The following is a 15,515-nucleotide window of genomic DNA, read 5'->3' as shown; positions in this document are numbered from 1 at the left end:
GTGTCGTGCCGTCGCGGGCCGACTCGTCGGGGCGCGGCAGCGCATGCACGCACGGCGCCTCGCGCTCGCGCGCGATCGTCAGTCAATCGAATTACCGCATCCGTGCGCTTTGCCATGAATCAACATCGACTGCCGGCTTCGTTCGGCCTTACCGGGGAGGGCGCCTGATGGACGTCGGATTCTTCAATCCGAACCGGACCGCCAACGCGTCCGCGTGGCGCGTTCTGCCGAACCGGTGGGACTTCATCGCGTTTCCGCTGATCATCTGCCTGATCGCGATGGCGGTCGTCGGTTTCCACGAAACGATGGCGCCGATCGGCACCCTGCAGACGCAGAAGATCTCGCTCGACCCGTCGAACCTGCCCGAATACGCGTTGCGCACCACGCTGCGGATGCTTGCCGCGATGGTCGCGTCGCTCGTGTTCACGCTCGTCTACGGCACGCTCGCGGCCAAGAGCCGGCGTGCGGGCATGGTGCTGATCCCGATCCTCGACATCCTGCAGTCGGTACCGGTGCTCGGCTTCATCTCGTTCACCGTCACGTTCTTCCTCGCGCTGTTCCCGAGCCGCGTGCTCGGCGCCGAGCTCGCGGCGATCTTCGCGATCTTCACGAGCCAGGCGTGGAACATGACGTTCAGCTTCTACCAGTCGCTGCGCACGGTGCCGCGCGACCTCGACGAAGTGGCGCGGAGCTTCCACCTGACGTCGTGGCAGCGCTTCTGGAAGCTCGAGGTGCCGTTCTCGATGCCGGGCCTGATCTGGAACATGATGATGTCGATGTCGGGCGGCTGGTTCTTCGTCGTCGCGTCGGAAGCGATCACCGTCGGCAACCAGACCATCACGCTGCCGGGCGTCGGCGCGTATCTCGCGCAGGCGATCTCGGACAAGAACCTCGGTGCGATCGGCTGGGTGATCCTCACGATGACGGTCGTGATCGTCGCGTACGACCAACTGTTGTTCCGCCCGCTGATCGCGTGGGCCGACAAGTTCCGGATGGAGAACACCGCGTCGGGCGATGCGCCGCAATCCTGGCTGCTCGACCTCGTGCGCCGCACGCGCCTGATTCATCAGCTGCTCGTGCCGGCCGGCTGGTTCTTCGCGAAGGCCGCGCGGATTCCGCTGCGCTTGCCGCTGTCGGATGCGATGCGCTTCTCGCTGCCGAAAGTCGAGAGGAAGGCATCACGCACGGTCGACATCGCGTGGGCGATCCTCGTGCTGATCGGTACGGCCTATATCGTGTGGCGCGTCATCAGCTTCGTGTCGACCGGCGTGACGATGGCCGAGGTCGGCCATGTGCTCGTGCTCGGGCTCATCACGCTGCTGCGCGTGGTCGTGCTGATCGCGATCGCGTCGGTGATCTGGGTGCCGATCGGCGTGTGGATCGGGCTGCGCCCGCGGCTCGCCGAGAAGCTGCAGCCGCTTGCGCAGTTCCTCGCCGCGTTCCCGGCCAACCTGCTGTTCCCGGCGTTCGTGATCGTGATCGCGCGTTTCCACCTGAACGCCGATATCTGGCTGTCGCCGCTGATCGTGCTCGGCACGCAGTGGTATATCCTGTTCAACGTGATCGCCGGCGCAACTTCCTATCCGAACGACTATCGCGAAGCGGCGACGAACTTCCGCATCCGTGGCTGGCAGTGGTGGCGGCAGGCGATCCTGCCCGGCATCTTCCCGTACTACGTGACCGGTGCGATCACCGCATCGGGCGGCGCGTGGAACGCGAGCATCGTGTCGGAAGCCGTGCAGTGGGGCAATACCAAGATCGAGGCGCACGGCCTCGGTGCCTATATCGCGCAGACCACCGCCGCCGGCGATTTTCCGAAGATCATCCTGGGCATCGCCGTGATGTCCCTGTTCGTCACCCTGTTCAACCGCCTGCTGTGGCGTCCGCTGTATGCCTTCGCGGAAGCGAAGCTGCGGCTCGACTGAGACCGATTGAGAGCGAAACGCGATGCACAATCCGAATGCTGTAAACGCCCCCGTCCAGACGAACCAGCCGCCGCGCCTCGGTGAGGAAATCCTGCGCGTCGATCACGTCTGTCGCGGCTTCAACAAGACGCAGGGCGAACTGCTCGTGCTCGACGATGCGAACCTGTCGCTGCGCGAAGGCGAGATCGTCGGCCTGCTTGGCCGCTCCGGCTCGGGCAAGTCGACGCTGCTGCGGATCATTGCCGGGCTCATCGAGCCGACCGGTGGTGAAGTGACCTATCTCGGCAAGCCGCTGACCGGCCCGGCCGAAGGCGTCGCGATGGTGTTCCAGACCTTCGCGCTGTTCCCGTGGCTCACCGTGCTGCAGAACGTGGAAGCCGGTCTCGAGGCGCTCGGCGTCGGCGCGCGCGAGCGGCGCGAGCGTGCGCTCGCCGCGATCGACCTGATCGGTCTCGACGGCTTCGAAAACGCGTACCCGCGCGAGCTGTCGGGCGGCATGCGCCAGCGCGTGGGCTTCGCGCGCGCGCTCGTCGTCGATCCGACGATCCTGCTGATGGACGAGCCGTTCTCGGCACTCGACGTGCTGACCGCCGAGACGCTGCGTACCGACCTGCTTGACCTGTGGACGCAGGGCCGGATGCCGATCAAGTCGGTGCTGATCGTCACGCACAACATCGAGGAAGCGGTGTTCATGTGCGACCGGATCCTCGTGCTGTCGTCGAACCCGGGCCGCGTGATCGCCGAGATCAAAGTGCCGTTCAAGCATCCGCGCAACCGGCTCGACCCGGCGTTCCGCAAGCTGGTCGACGACATCTACGCGAAGATGACCGCCCGCCAGACCGGTGAGGCGACGAAGAAGGGGCTGGAACTCGGCAGCTGGCTGCCGCAGGTGTCGACCAACCTGATGGCCGGTCTGATCGAGACGCTCGCGATGGCGCCGTACCATGGCCGCGCTGACATGCCGGAAATCGCGCGCACGCTGCATCTGGAGGTCGACGACCTGTTCCCGATCGCGGAAGTGCTGCAGTACCTCGGTTTCGCGGACGTGCGGGAAGGCGACGTGTTCCTGACGCCGCCGGGACGCGTGTTCGCGGAATTCGGCACGCAGGAGCGCAAGCTGATGTTCGCGGATCACCTGTTGAAGCACGTGCCGCTTGCGGCGCGGATCAAGAAGGTGCTGAACGAGCGCCCGGGGCATCGTGCGCCGCGCGTGCGCTTCGAGCAGGAGCTGGAGGATTTCCTGTCGGACGGCGCCGCCGAGGAGACGCTCGACGCGGTGATCGACTGGGGCCGTTACGGCGAGATCTTCTCGTACAACGACCAGACGGAGATTTTCAGTCTCGAGGACGTCGAGTCCTGAAGTCGGCGGGGCATTCGGGCGCATGTCGCCTGAATGCCGGTTTTGCGGTTTCGCGGTTTCATTCGACCGCTTCGAGTCAATGCGAACGCGGCTTATCCGTGGCGCCGGGTTCGCCGGCGTAGCAGGACGCTGCGTGCGTTGCGGCCGGGACATCTGCCGGAGATGCGCATCGCTGATGCGCTGACAGGAAAGAGGCCGGAGGCTCGCGCGATGAATCCCTGCGATTGCGTCGCTGATTCGATGCCTTCGTGCCTCGTCAACGATCCCAACGGCACCCATGAACGAGAAGCAGGGGCTTTATACCGTCGCGGCGGAAACCTTCGATCTGGTGCTCATAGCCGTTCTCGATTCTCCGCGCCCGCAAGTTTTTCGTGCGAAGGTCGAGCGCATCTATTCCACTGGAAAGTGCATCACACAGGACCATCTCGGGGCAGAGATCGAGTTCGTCGGCGGTCCACCGACTTGGGGTAACGTACCGCTGCAAGTCGGGGAGCGTGCCCTCATGTTCGTCCGAGCGCTAGCCGGTTCGTTCCACGAATATCCGCGGTGCGGACACATGGTTCTGGAGGAAATCGCGGGCGGAACCTACACCAGGCTGCACGTTCCGGAGATGTGGCTGAGGGATGATTTGCCGGTCGACGTCAGGGCCGCGGCGAGTCCGCATCCGACGTGGCGGAATGCGTCGATCGTCCGGTTCAGCGTGCTGGAGCGCTATCTGAGCGATCTGATCGGGAAAGCCGTCCGCTGAGCCGGATCGATTGTCCGGAATCCGGACGATGCATTGTCTGCCGGAATCGAGGGCAGGGTGACGGGGGCTCGCGCGAAGTCCGGGGCAGCGGGGGCTGCTTACTGCAAATTCCCCCACCGATCGACCGCCGGTTCCACCGACGCCCACTTCCAGTGCGTGCCTTGCTGGCAGGCATTTGCGAAATACCAGTCGGCCTTGTTGCCGTCCTTCACCGAGAACGCGAATTCCTTGCACAGCGCGAGCGGCGTCGAGTAAGCGCGCGCGACGCGCACCTCGCCTTCGCCGTTTTCCAGCGGCAGCGTGTTCTTCACCTTCCACGGCTTCACTTCGCCGACGGCCAGGCTGCCGACCACCTTCGCGATCGCGTCTTGCTGGTTCTGATGGAGCTGCTTCATCGTGCGGTTGACGGCTTCGTCGGTCGCGGCCTGCACGGCAATGCCGACACCGACGCCGACCGCCGGATTCGCGGTGACGAGGCCCGTCGCCGCGCCGGCGAGTGCGCCGCTCGCTGCACCGACCGACCCGCAGCCCGACAGCGTGGCCGTCGCCGCGCACAGCGCGCCGATGGCCGCGATACGGAGCGCGACGCTCATTGCAGCGCGCCCCAGCGTTCGGTCGCCGGTTCGGCCGACGCCCATTTCCACACGGGGCCGTCGCGGCAGATCGTGGCGACGTAGAACGCCGATTGCGCGGCCTTGTCGGGCTTCGCGGGCGTGTCGACTGCGAATACGATTTCCTTGCAGTCGAGCGGGCCGACACTGATCATCCGGCTGACCGTCACGCGACCCTGCTCGTCGTCCTCGATCGGGAACGAGTGGTGCGTCGACCACGGCGCGACGCCGCCCACGTCGAGCGGGCCGGCGGCCTTCGCGATCTGTTCCTGTGTGTAACGGTGTGCGACGCGCTGCGTGTACTGGACACCCGCACGCGCACCGGCGACGGCGCCGAGACCGATGCCCGTCGCGACGGCGGCGTTGTTGGTGACCTTGGAGGCGATCGCGGCGCCCGCGATACCGGCGCCGGCTGTCGCGCCCTCGCTGTACAGCGAGTTGCAGCCGGACAGCAGTGCGGCCGTGGCGATCGCGGCCAGCACGACGCGCGCCGGCATGGCCCGGCGCGGCGATTCGAAACGAATGTTCATCCCTGAGTGCAAGTCCTGTCTGGGTGAGCGGCAACGCGTGCGCGCCCTCATGCCGCGTCATTGTTTCGCAATTGTCATAGGAAAACTGCAAAGCTTTGACAAATCGCCGGTCGGCATGCCGCGCGCGTGCGCGCGGCGCTATTGTCGGATAGATGAATCGTGAGGGGTCGAAACGTTACAAATTGAAGGCAATTGTTACTCTGACGTGCAAGGAAGCGACCTAGACTGTTCAGTTATGGAATGTTTCTACGACGGCCTCGGGCCGCGCCGCACATGAGACACCCAGCCATGCGCCGTTCGAAACGGTTTTCGCCTCGGCCGCCCGATGCTGGGGCGGATCGGCCGCGTCCGCAGACCGACGCGCCGTCGGCACCGCCTGCCGGCGCGCCCGGCGAGACGCCGCCGTCCGACGGCGATCACAACCAGGGCGGCGCCCGCCCGGAAGGGCTCGACTATCAGCGCGATCTCGGCCAGGAGCAGGACGCCTGATGCCGTTGCCGCCGAATTCCGCCGCTGCCTTTCACACCTGCATTGCTCACAACTGAATCGCCGCATGGCCGCCTTCAGGCAGCCGTGTCCGCCTTGGCGCGCGCCGCGCGCCAGCCAATCGAATCGAGGAGGGGAAGCCGCATGAGCAGATTGATCGTGGTATCGAACCGTGTCGCCGCCGGCGAGGACACGCGCCCGAGCGCGGGCGGCCTGGCGGTCGGCGTGATGGACGCGCTGAAGGAAACGGGCGGCGTCTGGTTCGGCTGGAACGGCGAGATCGTCGGCGCCCCTGACACCGAGCCCGCGATCCAGCGGGACGGCAACGTCACCTATGCGACGGTCGGGCTGACCCGGCGCGACTACGACCAGTATTACCGCGGTTTCTCGAACGCGACGTTGTGGCCGGTGTTCCATTACCGCGGCGATCTCGCGCGCTTCGATCGCCAGGAGTACGCGGGCTATCTGCGCGTGAACGCGATGCTCGCGAAGCAGCTCGCCGCCTTGCTGCGTCCCGACGACCTGATCTGGGTGCACGACTATCACCTGTTGCCGTTCGCGCATTACCTGCGCGAGCTCGGCGTGAAGAACCCGATCGGCTTTTTCCTGCACATTCCGTTTCCGTCGCCCGACATGCTGCGTCTCGTGCCGCCGCACGAGGAGCTCGTGAAGTTCATGTGTGCGTACGACGTGGCCGGCTTCCAGACCGAGGCCGACAAGCAGGCGTTCACCGACTACATCGAGCGGCGCGGGATCGGCGCGGCGAGCGACGACGGGATGCTGCATGCGCACGGTCGCGTCGTGAAGGTCGCCGCCTATCCGATCGGCGTGCATCCCGACGCGATCGCGCAGGCGGCCGTCCAGTACGGCACGCGCAAGCCGGTGAAGATGCTGCGCGAGGCGCTCGACGGCCGCAAGCTGGTGATGAGCGTCGACCGCCTCGATTATTCGAAGGGGCTCGTCGAGCGCTTCCAGTCGTTCGAGCGGATGCTCGCGAACGCGCCGGGCTGGCAGGGGCGCGTGTCGCTCCTGCAGATCGCGCCGCCGACGCGCTCCGACGTGAAGACGTATCAGGACATTCGCGAAACGCTCGAAGGCGAGGCCGGTCGCATCAACGGTCGCTTCTCGCAGCTCGACTGGACGCCGATCCAGTACCTGAACCGCAAGTACGAGCGCAACCTGCTGATGGCGTTCTTCCGGATGTCGCAGGTCGGCTACGTGACGCCGTTGCGCGACGGGATGAATCTCGTTGCGAAGGAGTACGTCGCGTCGCAGGATCCGGCCGATCCGGGCGTACTCGTGCTGTCGGAGTTCGCGGGCGCGGCGGCTGAGCTGACCGGCGCGCTCCTCGTCAATCCGTACGACCTGTCGCAGATGGCCGAGGCACTCGAGCGCGCGCTGTCGATGCCGCTCGCGGAGCGGCAGGCGCGCCACGAGGAGAACCTCGCGCGGCTGCGCGGGAACGACCTGTCGGTCTGGCGCGATACGTTCGTCGCCGACTTGCGCAGTGTCGCAGCCGCCGCGTCGGTCACGCGGCGCGCGGGCCGGCGGATCGCGCATGCGTGAGTTCGTGCAGGCGCCCGGCGGCGCCGACGACGCGACCGACGACGCCACCCGCCGCTTTTTCGTCGTGACCGGTGGCCCGGGATCGGGCAAGAGCACGTTGCTCGACGCGCTTGAGCACGCCAGCTTCGCGCGCTCGCAGGAAGCCGGGCGCGGCGTGATCCGCGACCAGATGGCGATCGACGGTCAGGCGTTGCCGTGGCGCGACCCGGCTGCGTTCGCCGAACTGATGCTGAGCTGGGAGATGCGCTCGTATGATCTCGCGCACCACGCGCGCGGGCCCGTGTTCTTCGATCGTGGCGTGCCGGACGTGGTCGGCTACCTGCGGCTGACGGGTCTGGCGGTACCCGCGCATGCGGAAGCCGCGGCCCGCCGTTTCCGCTATCACGGGCGCGTGTTCATCGCGCCACCGTGGCCGGACATCTATGCGCAGGATACCGAGCGCCGCCAGGATTTCGCGGAAGCCGTGCGCACCTACGACGCGATGGTCGAGTGCTACACGTCATATGGCTACCGGCTGATCGAACTGCCGCGCGAGAGCGTGCAGGCGCGCGTGCGTTTCGTGATGGACGCGCTCGACGCCGAATGACGCGCGGATCGGCGGGCGGTGTGCGGCGGTGTCAGGTCGCGGCGTCCGGCCGTGGCGACGCGATGCGCAGCATGCTGACGACCGCGGCCACTGCCGCGAATGCCGCGGCGACATAGAGCGCAATCGTCGGCCCGCGATCGGGCACGAGCCCGAAAATCAATGCAACGAGCGCGGCGCCAAGCGTCTGCCCGGTCAGCCGCGCGGTGCTCAGCATGCCACCCGCGCCACCGCTGCGTTCGCGCGGCGCCGACGACAGCATCGCGCGGTTGTTCGGCGACTGGAACAACCCGAAGCCCGCACCGCACAGCGCCATCCGCCACACGATGTCGACGGTGCCCGGATGCGCGCCGATCGTCGCAAGCGACAGCAGCCCGGCTGCGAACAGCGCGAGCCCGATCCCGCCGAGGATGCCGGCCGAATAGCGATCCGACAGTACGCCCGCGAGCGGCGCGGCGAACACGATCACGAGCGGCCACGGCGTCATGTAGAGGCCCGTCTCGACCTGCGAGAAGCCGAGCGAGTTCTGCAGCCAGAACGGCAGCGCGACGAACGCGAGCATCTGCGACGTGAACGACGCCATCGACGTATAGACCGACAGCGCGAACATCGGGATGCGCATCAGGTCGACGGGCAGCAGCGGCGCCGGCTGAGACAGCTGGCGCTTCACGAAGAAGTAGCCGACGACGAACGCGACGGCCAGTTCGGCCGCGACGTACGCATGGCCTTCGCCGTGACCGAGTCCGTCCACGGCCGTGATCAGCAGGCCGAACACGCATGCGTTCATCAGCGCGCTTGCGAAATCGTATGGCGCATCGTGCAGCGTGTTGGCCGGTAGCGCGCGCAGGCTACCGAATACCGCGGCGATGCCGATCGGCACGTTGACGGCGAAGAGCCACGGCCACGACGCGAACGACAGGATCGCGGACGCGACCGTCGGCCCGATCGCCGACGACAGCGCCACCACCATCGCGTTGATCGACAGCCCGCGCCCGAGCATCGACGACGGGTAGATCATCCGCACGAGCGCCGCGTTGACGCTCATGATGCCGGCCGCGCCGAAACCCTGGATCACGCGCATCACGGCCAGCATCGGCAGCGAGCCGGCAAGCGCGCAACCGAGCGACGCCGCGGTGAACAGCGCGAGCCCGGCGATGTAGACGCGGCGATAGCCGATGCGTTCGCCGAGCGACGCGAGCGGCAGCAGCGTGATCGTGACCGCGAGCTGATACGCGTTGACGATCCAGATCGATGCGGCGTCGGATGCGTGCAGGTCGCGCGCGATGGTCGGCAGCGCGACGTTCGCGATGGCGCCGTCGAGCACGGCGAGCGTGATGCCCAGTGCGACGCAGAGGATTGCCCAGTAGCGTTGCGGAAGCGGCAGGCCGGTATCGGCGTTCATGGCGGGAGCAAATGCGTGGTTGTCCGCGCGCCCGGTTGCCGGTTGCGTGCGCAACCATGCGGAAGGGTGGAGGCGGCGATGAGCGGCCCGGCCGGCGCAACGGCACCGGAGCGGGGCCGGTCGAGTGTATCACCGGGCCGCATTGCGCGACGCCGGCACTCAGCCTTCGAAGTCGAGGCCGCCGAGCCGCACGAGCGGGTCGGCCTGCGTGCGCGACAGGAGATCGATGTCGCGTGCGCCCTGCCACGCGCCCAGTTTTTTCGGCAGTGCGGCCAAGTAGTGCTCGAAGCGCTGCGGGCCGTCCGGGTCCATCAGCCGCTCGATTTCGTCGGTGTCCCAGGTCAGCTCGAGGTTCAGCGGATGCTCGAAGCCGCTGACATGCTCATGCGGCGCGCTGCGGATCTGCACGCGCGTCGGGTGCCCGTGGCCGCCATACGGGACGACGTCGGTCAGCACGTGTTCGGCGAAGAAGGCGGCGATCGCCTGCGCGATGCGCGGGGCGAATTCGGTATCGAAACGGCGGGCGGTTTCGGGCTGCATGAAGGCGTCTCCTGTATGCCGAAAATCGTAGCACGGCGGCGGCGCGTTTCGGTGTGCGTGATACCGGTAATCGCGCGTTACCACTTGCTGCATCTATTACGGCCGCGTGCCGCCACAATGCATCGCATCCAGTACCACTTCGCGTGGGAGTCCATCATGAAAAAAATTGCCGCAGTGTGTGTCCTCGCCGGTTCGCTTGCCGTGGCAGGCCCGGCGTCCGCGCATGGCCGCGACGGCGGCGCCGTCATCGGCGCATTGATCGGCGGCGCGGTGCTGGGCGCGATCGTGACGTCCGCGATGAATCCGCCCGTCGCGTATCAGGCACCCGCGTACCAGGCACCGGCCTATCAGCCGCCGACGTACTACCAGGCGCCCGCGTACCAGCAGCCCGCCTATCCGACCTACCAGCAGGCGCAATACCAGGACGACGGCCCGAACTATTGCTACGACCGCTACCAGCGCGCGTATGTGTGCGGCGCGCCCGTGTCGGGCGGCTACGCGCAGCCGGCCGGCTGGTAAGCAGGCGGGCGCGCGGTGCGTGTGCGGTCGGCGTCGGACGTCCGACACCGCAGACGGTCACTTCTCCGCAGTGGACGACAGAAGGCCCTCGCTTGACGCGAGGGCCTTGGTCTTTTGCGCAGCCGTTCGTCTGCGTGACGTATCGGCCGTCGGCGGGCCGTGCACGGATACAAACGGTTGCAAATGTGCGTCAGTGGCGATGGCCGCCGCCTCCGCCGCCATCGTTCCAGTCGCCGCGGCGCCCGTCGCCGTGCCCCCAGCCGTTGCCGCGATTGCCGCGGTCGCCATGATCGCCACGGTTGCCGCGATCACCGTCCCAGCGATGGTAATCGCGCCGGCCGCGATCCCAGTCGCGTCCGCCGCCACCGCCCCAGATATTGACCGTGCCGTACACGGGCGACGGCGCGTACCCGTAGCCGGGATCGGAATAGTAGGGCTGCCCGTAGCCGTATCCGGCGTCCGGGGCGACGACGCAGCCGGCCAGCAGGGTCGCTACGCCGGCGGCAGCAATGAGCTTCAGCATGATGTTCTCCGTTGGTTCCCCTATAAATACCGCGCAAGGGAATTGCCAGCTGTTTGCAATTGTGTCTTCAAATTACAGCGTCGTAAGGTCGTGCGGCGAAAGTGTTAGCATCCGGGGCTCATTTGTTTTCAGGAGTACATCGATGAAATTCGCGATCCGGGCCGCGCTGGCCGCCTTCTGCGTGACGACTGCCGCCGCCTGCGTGGCCGGGCCTGCATCGGCGCCCGCCGTGCCGGCCGAGTCGATCAAGATGTTTCCGCAGGCAGCGGCCGGCCAGCAGCGCGTCGTGATCGCGCTGCCCGCGCTCGAGAACGAAGGCGATGCGCGCGTCGAGCTGATGATCGGCAAGACGCTGCAGACCGACTGCAACCAGCAGTGGTTCGGCGGCGAGCTGACCGCCGAGGACGTGAAGGGCTGGGGCTATACGTACTACCAGCTCACCGACGTGAAGGGGCCGGCATCGACGCTGATGGCGTGCCCGGGCCAGGCGCCGCAGCAACGGTTCGTGCAGGTGCGCGGTGACGGCCAGCTGCTGCGCTACAACAGCCGCCTGCCGCTCGTCGTCTATGTGCCGGATGGCTTCGAGGTGCGCTATCGCGTGTGGCATGCGTCGAAGGACGTGCAGCACGCGGCAAAGCAGTAACGTGCCGGCGCGGCGCGCGGCGGCGTCCTGCCGTTACGCGCCACCTGCGCCACCCGTGCCGACGAGTGCCGGCCAGGCGGCCAGTGCGGCTTGCGCGACGGCCTCCAGATCGCGACGGCTCGCACCGTCGCGAGCCTGAATCGACATCCCCTGCTGGACCGTCACGTAGTACCGCGCGATCGCGTCGAGGTTCGCTTGCGCCGCAATCTCACCGGTCGCGACACCTTGCGCGAGGCGTTCGCGCAGATTCTCGACCGTGCGCTCGCGCATCGCGATCAGCGTTTGCCGGACCGTGTCGGAGCGTTCGGCCGGGTGCAGCGCCGACAGTACGATCAGGCAGCCTGCCGGCTTCGACCGCCGCGTGAACACGCGTGCGGTATCCATCAGGTAGTTCCGCACGGCATCGTGCGCGCTGCCGGCCTGTTCGACGCCCCCCCAGATTTCCCGCCCTTCCGTTGCGCCGTAGTGCTCGAGCGCCTGTCGGAACAGCGCTTCCTTGCTGCCGAACGCCGCATACAGGCTCGGTGACGCGATGCCCATCGCGGCCGTCAGGTCGGTCATCGACGCGCCTTCGTAGCCGAGGCGCCAGAACACCTCCATCGCGCGCTCCAGCGCCGCTTCCTTGTCGAAGCTTCTCGGTCGGCCTCGCTCAGCCATTGCGTCCGTTCCTTCATCGATATCTGTATCGATCGATAAATTAAATCAATTGACTGTGCCGCGCAACTTGCCACATTCTGTGTCGGTCGTTACATAAATTAGGAAAGGAACCGACATGAACCGACTTCAGGGCAAGCGTGTACTCATCACGGGCGGCAGCCGCGGCATCGGTGCGGCGATCGCGAAACGGCTGGCGGCCGATGGCGCGGACGTCGCGATTACCTACGAGAAATCGGCCGAGCGGGCGCAGGCCGTCGTCGCCGGCATCGAGGCGCTGGGCCGCCGCGCCGTCGCGATCCAGGCCGACAGCGCCGATCCGGTGGCCGTGCGCGACGCGGTCGATCGTGCCGCGGAGGCGTTCGGCGGTCTCGACATCCTCGTCAACAACGCGGGGATTTTCCGGGCTGGCGCGCTGGACGACCTCACGCTCGACGATATCGACGCGACGCTGAACGTGAACGTGCGCGCGGTGATCGTCGCGTCGCAGGCGGCGGCGCGGCATCTCGGCGAGGGCGGGCGCATCGTGTCGACCGGCAGTAGCCTCGCCACGCGCGTGCCCGATGCGGGGATGAGCCTCTACGCGGCGAGCAAGGCCGCGCTGATCGGCTGGACGCAGGGGCTCGCGCGCGATCTGGGCCCGCGTGGCATCACGGTCAATATCGTGCATCCGGGGTCGACGGATACCGACATGAATCCGGCTGACGGCGAACATGCCAGCGCACAGCGTTCGCGGATGGCGATTCCTCAGTACGGCAAGGCGGACGACGTGGCGGCACTTGTCGCGTTCGTGGTCGGGCCGGAAGGGCGGTCGATCAACGGGACCGGGTTGACGATCGATGGTGGTGCGAACGCGTGAATGCGCGGACGCCCGGCGTGATTTGACCGGGCGGTGTTGCGTTCGTTATCGGCAGTCGAGCCGTTGATGCTCGGCTTCGAGGTCGGCGCGCTTGTCGTAGGCGCGCAGTTCGTTGCGCGGCTTGCCGTCCGGGCCCATCCCGCGCACGACCTTATGGCCGCGGTCGGGGGCGTGCTTGACGGCGTCGATACCGGCGGCCAGTTCACGGCAGCGTGAGTCGGAAGAGAGGTGTTCCGCGCGCGGTGCCGCTGCGCCCGTGACGTTGGCGATGCCGGGGCTGACATAGCGCGGCTTCGCAGGCGCGATGATGGTATCGGCGGCAGCAGCCGTGCCGGCCATCGCTGAAAGCGCGGCGAGTGCCGCGATCGCTCGAATCATTGCGTGAGCCCGGATGGCTGAAGAAGGTTCGGAATTCTACACAATGTGCGGTGTGAGGCCGTAGCGATCGGACGGGTTGCGATCGTGTGCCGCAGGGGATGCCGGCGGCTGATTGTGCGTCGATTCGTATGCGCGGCTGCCAGGCAGTGCGCACGCAGCAGTGCATGCGGAAAGCAAGAAGCCCGCTTGCTTTCGCAGAGCGGGCTTCGGTATTGGTTGCGGGGGTAGGATTTGAACCTACGACCTTCGGGTTATGAGCCCGACGAGCTGCCAGACTGCTCCACCCCGCGGCGCGTAGTGTACTGGGGCTGATGTTGAGAGTCAATCGATCTTTGATCGCAAGTCGAACGAAACCGGTGCTCTACCGAGCGCGACGAGTCGATTTGGCGAGTGTGTTGAATGCTCGTGCTTCCCGATCAGCTTCAACGTCATGCGCTTTTCGTCGCTGCCGTTGCCGTACTTGATCGCGGGAAAGTGGATGAAGGCTGGCGACTTGTCCGCTGTGGAGGCGATGCTGTTAACGCAGGCAAACACGCTGGACATGGTTTTCAATCAACTGGCGCGCAAATCGGCGCACTGCGAGTATCTGAATCAGATGGAGGCGAACCTACGGCTAGCGCTCAAAGCGCAATCTCAATGCCGCACGACGCTCGAGGCGCTGGCCGAGATTAAGAACCCGCGCAACATCCACATTGTGCAGCGGACCAACATCGCGGCGGGTCATCAGCAGGTCAACAATACTTATGCAGGTATGCAGTCGCATACGGATGTCATGCGCACGGGAAATTTTGAGAGTGCGCCAAACGAGCTATTAACCGACAACAGGGCGGCGCGACATGCCGCGACACGGGGCACCGGAGCAACGGAAAGCGCAAGCCGAGGCAATCAGGCGCTGGCAACCGTGGACGAAAGCGACCGCACCTAGGGCGCAAGCAGGTAAAGCCTAGGTGTCCCTGAACGCCTACAAGGGCGGACACCGTGAGTATCTGCGGGAGCTATCGAGGCAGGTCACCGCCGAGCTGTGGGCGGCGCGCGAGATGGTCCGGCAACTGCGCGAGACCGAAGGGTTCGAACCTTCGCCCCTCTGGTCCCGAATCAGATGATGAAACGAACCGCAGAAGCGCGCCAGATAAAGCGATCCGCGATGCAATCCCTCATAAGTTGCACAGAAAACAAACACGCAGCCATGCGGGTTTGCGGTCGACTTGAGGGCAATTATTAGGGAAATATAGCGGGAGCAAACGAGCATAGCCGCGCTAGGCCTCGACCATCTCTGCCATCGCCTCGCCCCGGCGACGTCGTATAGAATCCGGCGACACGATTCCTCATATCAGTCGTATGGCCCAAAAAAACAACTTCGACTTCGTCCGGATCGTCGCTGCGCTCGCCGTGCTCGTGAGCCATGCGCGGCCGATCCATGACGCGACCTTTCCGCTGGGAGATCTGGGCGCCGCCGCCGTATTTGCTTTCTTTGCGGTCAGTGGTTATCTGGTGAGCGCGAGCTGGGAGCGCGACCCGCATCCGTTCCGTTTCCTGCTGCGTCGCGCGCTGCGCATCGTGCCCGGCTTCTTCTGCGCGATCCTGCTTGCCGCCTGTGTGGTTGGCCCGATGCTCACGACACTGCCCGGGGCGGTTTATCTCACCGACCCACGGTTCGCACTGTACCTGCGCTCTCTACTGCTTTACCCGATGGGCTTCGTATTGCCGGGCGTGTTTGAGCACAATCCGCTCGCGAACAATGTGAACGGTTCGCTGTGGACACTGCCGCTAGAGGCGACGATGTACTTCGGCTTGTGCGCGCTCGGCAGGGCGCTCTACGTTGTGCGCAGGGCTACCGTGCCAGTTCTTGTCGCTCTGCTCGCGGCCGGATGCTGGTTGGAGATTCACCCGCCATCGGGAAACTTCTGCATGATGAACGCGCATGAGTTGGTGCGCGCCGGGACCAGCTTCGCGACCGGCGCGCTGCTCTGGCATCTGCGTAAGCGCATCCCGCTCTTCTCATGGGCATGGCTCCCTGTCGCAGCCGCGATCATCATGACTCGCGGCTCGGCGGTCGAGATATCGGCGCGAGTCAAGCTAGTTGTCGTCTCGGTCATGCTGCCAATGGCTCTATATCGGTCGAGCGCGTATACGTTTTGACGATGCAGTCGCGCTCGGGGTTCAGTGTTACCGCGCCGATAGGCGTCCA

17 protein-coding genes, 2 tRNA genes and 1 pseudogene are annotated in these 15,515 nt (G+C 66.1%); 11 read left to right on the top strand and 9 right to left on the bottom strand.

Going from position 1 to position 15,515, the window contains the following annotated elements:
• Positions 1-167: 167 nt before the first annotated feature.
• From QZM67_RS29880 to QZM67_RS29870, 3 genes are all read left to right on the top strand, one after another.
• Complete coding sequence (locus QZM67_RS29880; RefSeq protein ID WP_301808848.1) at positions 168-1,925, top strand: ABC transporter permease subunit; 1,758 nt, start codon at positions 168-170, stop codon at positions 1,923-1,925.
• A 22-nt stretch (positions 1,926-1,947) separates the two neighbouring features.
• Positions 1,948-3,285, top strand: a complete 1,338-nt coding sequence (locus QZM67_RS29875) for an AAA-associated domain-containing protein (RefSeq protein WP_039368511.1) — start codon at positions 1,948-1,950, stop codon at positions 3,283-3,285.
• A gap of 277 nt (positions 3,286-3,562) precedes the next feature.
• A complete protein-coding gene (locus tag QZM67_RS29870; protein ID WP_301808846.1) occupies positions 3,563-4,033 on the top strand; it encodes a hypothetical protein in 471 nt (156 codons plus the stop codon).
• A gap of 98 nt (positions 4,034-4,131) precedes the next feature.
• On the opposite strand, the gene QZM67_RS29865 is transcribed toward QZM67_RS29870, so the two are convergent.
• Together QZM67_RS29865 and QZM67_RS29860 are read right to left on the bottom strand one after the other, a co-directional pair.
• Positions 4,132-4,626, bottom strand: coding sequence for a hypothetical protein (locus QZM67_RS29865; RefSeq protein ID WP_175022449.1), 495 nt, complete (start codon positions 4,624-4,626; stop codon positions 4,132-4,134).
• Positions 4,623-5,174: a hypothetical protein gene (locus QZM67_RS29860; protein ID WP_043189694.1), complete on the bottom strand. Its 552-nt coding sequence runs from the start codon at positions 5,172-5,174 to the stop codon at positions 4,623-4,625. The genes QZM67_RS29865 and QZM67_RS29860 overlap by 4 nt, the downstream gene beginning before the upstream one ends.
• 288 nt (positions 5,175-5,462) lie before the next feature.
• Between QZM67_RS29860 and QZM67_RS29855 the strand changes: the two genes are divergently transcribed.
• From QZM67_RS29855 to QZM67_RS29845, 3 genes are all read left to right on the top strand, one after another.
• Positions 5,463-5,663, top strand: coding sequence for a hypothetical protein (locus QZM67_RS29855; RefSeq protein WP_175022448.1), 201 nt, complete (start codon positions 5,463-5,465; stop codon positions 5,661-5,663).
• 141 nt (positions 5,664-5,804) lie between these two features.
• Positions 5,805-7,226 (top strand): alpha,alpha-trehalose-phosphate synthase (UDP-forming), encoded by a 1,422-nt coding sequence (gene otsA, locus QZM67_RS29850; RefSeq protein WP_043189686.1) that lies wholly within the window; start codon positions 5,805-5,807, stop codon positions 7,224-7,226.
• Positions 7,219-7,812: an AAA family ATPase gene (locus QZM67_RS29845; protein ID WP_175022446.1), complete on the top strand. Its 594-nt coding sequence runs from the start codon at positions 7,219-7,221 to the stop codon at positions 7,810-7,812. The genes otsA and QZM67_RS29845 overlap by 8 nt, the downstream gene beginning before the upstream one ends.
• Before the next feature lie 31 nt (positions 7,813-7,843).
• On the opposite strand, the gene QZM67_RS29840 is transcribed toward QZM67_RS29845, so the two are convergent.
• Positions 7,844-9,211 (bottom strand): MFS transporter, encoded by a 1,368-nt coding sequence (locus QZM67_RS29840; protein ID WP_043189681.1) that lies wholly within the window; start codon positions 9,209-9,211, stop codon positions 7,844-7,846.
• Positions 9,212-9,370: 159 nt separating this feature from the next.
• The gene (locus QZM67_RS29835; protein ID WP_175022445.1) at positions 9,371-9,751 is read right to left on the bottom strand and encodes a DUF5594 family protein; all 381 of its coding nucleotides are present in this window, start codon (positions 9,749-9,751) and stop codon (positions 9,371-9,373) included.
• Positions 9,752-9,868: 117 nt separating this feature from the next.
• Between QZM67_RS29835 and QZM67_RS29830 the strand changes: the two genes are divergently transcribed.
• A complete protein-coding gene (locus QZM67_RS29830; RefSeq protein WP_011352835.1) occupies positions 9,869-10,270 on the top strand; it encodes a hypothetical protein in 402 nt (133 codons plus the stop codon).
• 190 nt (positions 10,271-10,460) lie between these two features.
• On the opposite strand, the gene QZM67_RS29825 is transcribed toward QZM67_RS29830, so the two are convergent.
• Positions 10,461-10,793 (bottom strand): hypothetical protein, encoded by a 333-nt coding sequence (locus tag QZM67_RS29825; RefSeq protein ID WP_043189673.1) that lies wholly within the window; start codon positions 10,791-10,793, stop codon positions 10,461-10,463.
• Positions 10,794-10,935: 142 nt separating this feature from the next.
• On the opposite strand from QZM67_RS29825, the gene eco reads away from it, so the two are divergent.
• Positions 10,936-11,436 carry a serine protease inhibitor ecotin gene (gene eco / locus QZM67_RS29820; RefSeq protein WP_089451084.1) on the top strand — a complete coding sequence of 167 codons (501 nt, stop codon included), beginning with the start codon at positions 10,936-10,938 and terminating at the stop codon, positions 11,434-11,436.
• A gap of 33 nt (positions 11,437-11,469) precedes the next feature.
• Here eco and QZM67_RS29815 read toward each other — a convergent pair whose 3' ends face one another.
• Positions 11,470-12,093 (bottom strand): TetR/AcrR family transcriptional regulator, encoded by a 624-nt coding sequence (locus QZM67_RS29815; RefSeq protein ID WP_301808844.1) that lies wholly within the window; start codon positions 12,091-12,093, stop codon positions 11,470-11,472.
• Positions 12,094-12,208: 115 nt separating this feature from the next.
• Here QZM67_RS29815 and QZM67_RS29810 point away from each other — a divergent pair, with 115 nt between their 5' ends.
• Positions 12,209-12,949: an SDR family NAD(P)-dependent oxidoreductase gene (locus tag QZM67_RS29810; RefSeq protein ID WP_301808843.1), complete on the top strand. Its 741-nt coding sequence runs from the start codon at positions 12,209-12,211 to the stop codon at positions 12,947-12,949.
• Positions 12,950-12,994: 45 nt separating this feature from the next.
• On the opposite strand, the gene QZM67_RS29805 is transcribed toward QZM67_RS29810, so the two are convergent.
• Together QZM67_RS29805 and QZM67_RS29800 are read right to left on the bottom strand one after the other, a co-directional pair.
• Positions 12,995-13,288 (bottom strand): hypothetical protein, encoded by a 294-nt coding sequence (locus QZM67_RS29805; protein ID WP_301808841.1) that lies wholly within the window; start codon positions 13,286-13,288, stop codon positions 12,995-12,997.
• A gap of 252 nt (positions 13,289-13,540) precedes the next feature.
• Positions 13,541-13,617, bottom strand: a tRNA-Met gene (locus QZM67_RS29800).
• 188 nt (positions 13,618-13,805) lie between these two features.
• Here QZM67_RS29800 and QZM67_RS29795 point away from each other — a divergent pair.
• A complete protein-coding gene (locus QZM67_RS29795) occupies positions 13,806-14,252 on the top strand; it encodes a hypothetical protein (RefSeq protein ID WP_301808838.1) in 447 nt (148 codons plus the stop codon).
• 125 nt (positions 14,253-14,377) lie between these two features.
• Here the strand turns inward: QZM67_RS29795 and QZM67_RS29790 are convergent.
• A tRNA-Ser gene (locus QZM67_RS29790) sits at positions 14,378-14,453 on the bottom strand.
• Positions 14,454-14,665: 212 nt separating this feature from the next.
• Between QZM67_RS29790 and QZM67_RS29785 the strand changes: the two are divergent.
• A pseudogene (locus QZM67_RS29785) lies at positions 14,666-15,355 on the top strand (acyltransferase family protein); the annotation flags it as partial.
• Between the last annotated feature and the right edge of the window lie 160 nt (positions 15,356-15,515).

It is taken from the genome of Burkholderia sp. AU45251 (assembly GCF_030482905.1).
Classification (GTDB): Bacteria; Pseudomonadota; Gammaproteobacteria; order Burkholderiales; family Burkholderiaceae; genus Burkholderia; species Burkholderia aenigmatica.
The sequence above is the reverse complement of the archived record's forward strand: the minus strand, read 5'-3'. Positions and strand labels throughout refer to the sequence as shown.

What these genes read in the sequence shown, in the direction of transcription:
- QZM67_RS29880 (WP_301808848.1), top strand. Translation starts at nt 168, where the DNA reads ATGGACGTCGGATTCTTCAATCCGAACCGGACCGCCAACGCGTCCGCG.
- QZM67_RS29875 (WP_039368511.1), top strand. Translation starts at nt 1,948, where the DNA reads ATGCACAATCCGAATGCTGTAAACGCCCCCGTCCAGACGAACCAGCCG.
- QZM67_RS29870 (WP_301808846.1), top strand. Translation starts at nt 3,563, where the DNA reads ATGAACGAGAAGCAGGGGCTTTATACCGTCGCGGCGGAAACCTTCGAT.
- QZM67_RS29865 (WP_175022449.1), bottom strand. Translation starts at nt 4,626, where the DNA reads ATGAGCGTCGCGCTCCGTATCGCGGCCATCGGCGCGCTGTGCGCGGCG.
- QZM67_RS29860 (WP_043189694.1), bottom strand. Translation starts at nt 5,174, where the DNA reads ATGAACATTCGTTTCGAATCGCCGCGCCGGGCCATGCCGGCGCGCGTC.
- QZM67_RS29855 (WP_175022448.1), top strand. Translation starts at nt 5,463, where the DNA reads ATGCGCCGTTCGAAACGGTTTTCGCCTCGGCCGCCCGATGCTGGGGCG.
- otsA (WP_043189686.1), top strand. Translation starts at nt 5,805, where the DNA reads ATGAGCAGATTGATCGTGGTATCGAACCGTGTCGCCGCCGGCGAGGAC.
- QZM67_RS29845 (WP_175022446.1), top strand. Translation starts at nt 7,219, where the DNA reads ATGCGTGAGTTCGTGCAGGCGCCCGGCGGCGCCGACGACGCGACCGAC.
- QZM67_RS29840 (WP_043189681.1), bottom strand. Translation starts at nt 9,211, where the DNA reads ATGAACGCCGATACCGGCCTGCCGCTTCCGCAACGCTACTGGGCAATC.
- QZM67_RS29835 (WP_175022445.1), bottom strand. Translation starts at nt 9,751, where the DNA reads ATGCAGCCCGAAACCGCCCGCCGTTTCGATACCGAATTCGCCCCGCGC.
- QZM67_RS29830 (WP_011352835.1), top strand. Translation starts at nt 9,869, where the DNA reads ATGCATCGCATCCAGTACCACTTCGCGTGGGAGTCCATCATGAAAAAA.
- QZM67_RS29825 (WP_043189673.1), bottom strand. Translation starts at nt 10,793, where the DNA reads ATGCTGAAGCTCATTGCTGCCGCCGGCGTAGCGACCCTGCTGGCCGGC.
- eco (WP_089451084.1), top strand. Translation starts at nt 10,936, where the DNA reads ATGAAATTCGCGATCCGGGCCGCGCTGGCCGCCTTCTGCGTGACGACT.
- QZM67_RS29815 (WP_301808844.1), bottom strand. Translation starts at nt 12,093, where the DNA reads ATGGCTGAGCGAGGCCGACCGAGAAGCTTCGACAAGGAAGCGGCGCTG.
- QZM67_RS29810 (WP_301808843.1), top strand. Translation starts at nt 12,209, where the DNA reads ATGAACCGACTTCAGGGCAAGCGTGTACTCATCACGGGCGGCAGCCGC.
- QZM67_RS29805 (WP_301808841.1), bottom strand. Translation starts at nt 13,288, where the DNA reads ATGGCCGGCACGGCTGCTGCCGCCGATACCATCATCGCGCCTGCGAAG.
- QZM67_RS29795 (WP_301808838.1), top strand. Translation starts at nt 13,806, where the DNA reads ATGAAGGCTGGCGACTTGTCCGCTGTGGAGGCGATGCTGTTAACGCAG.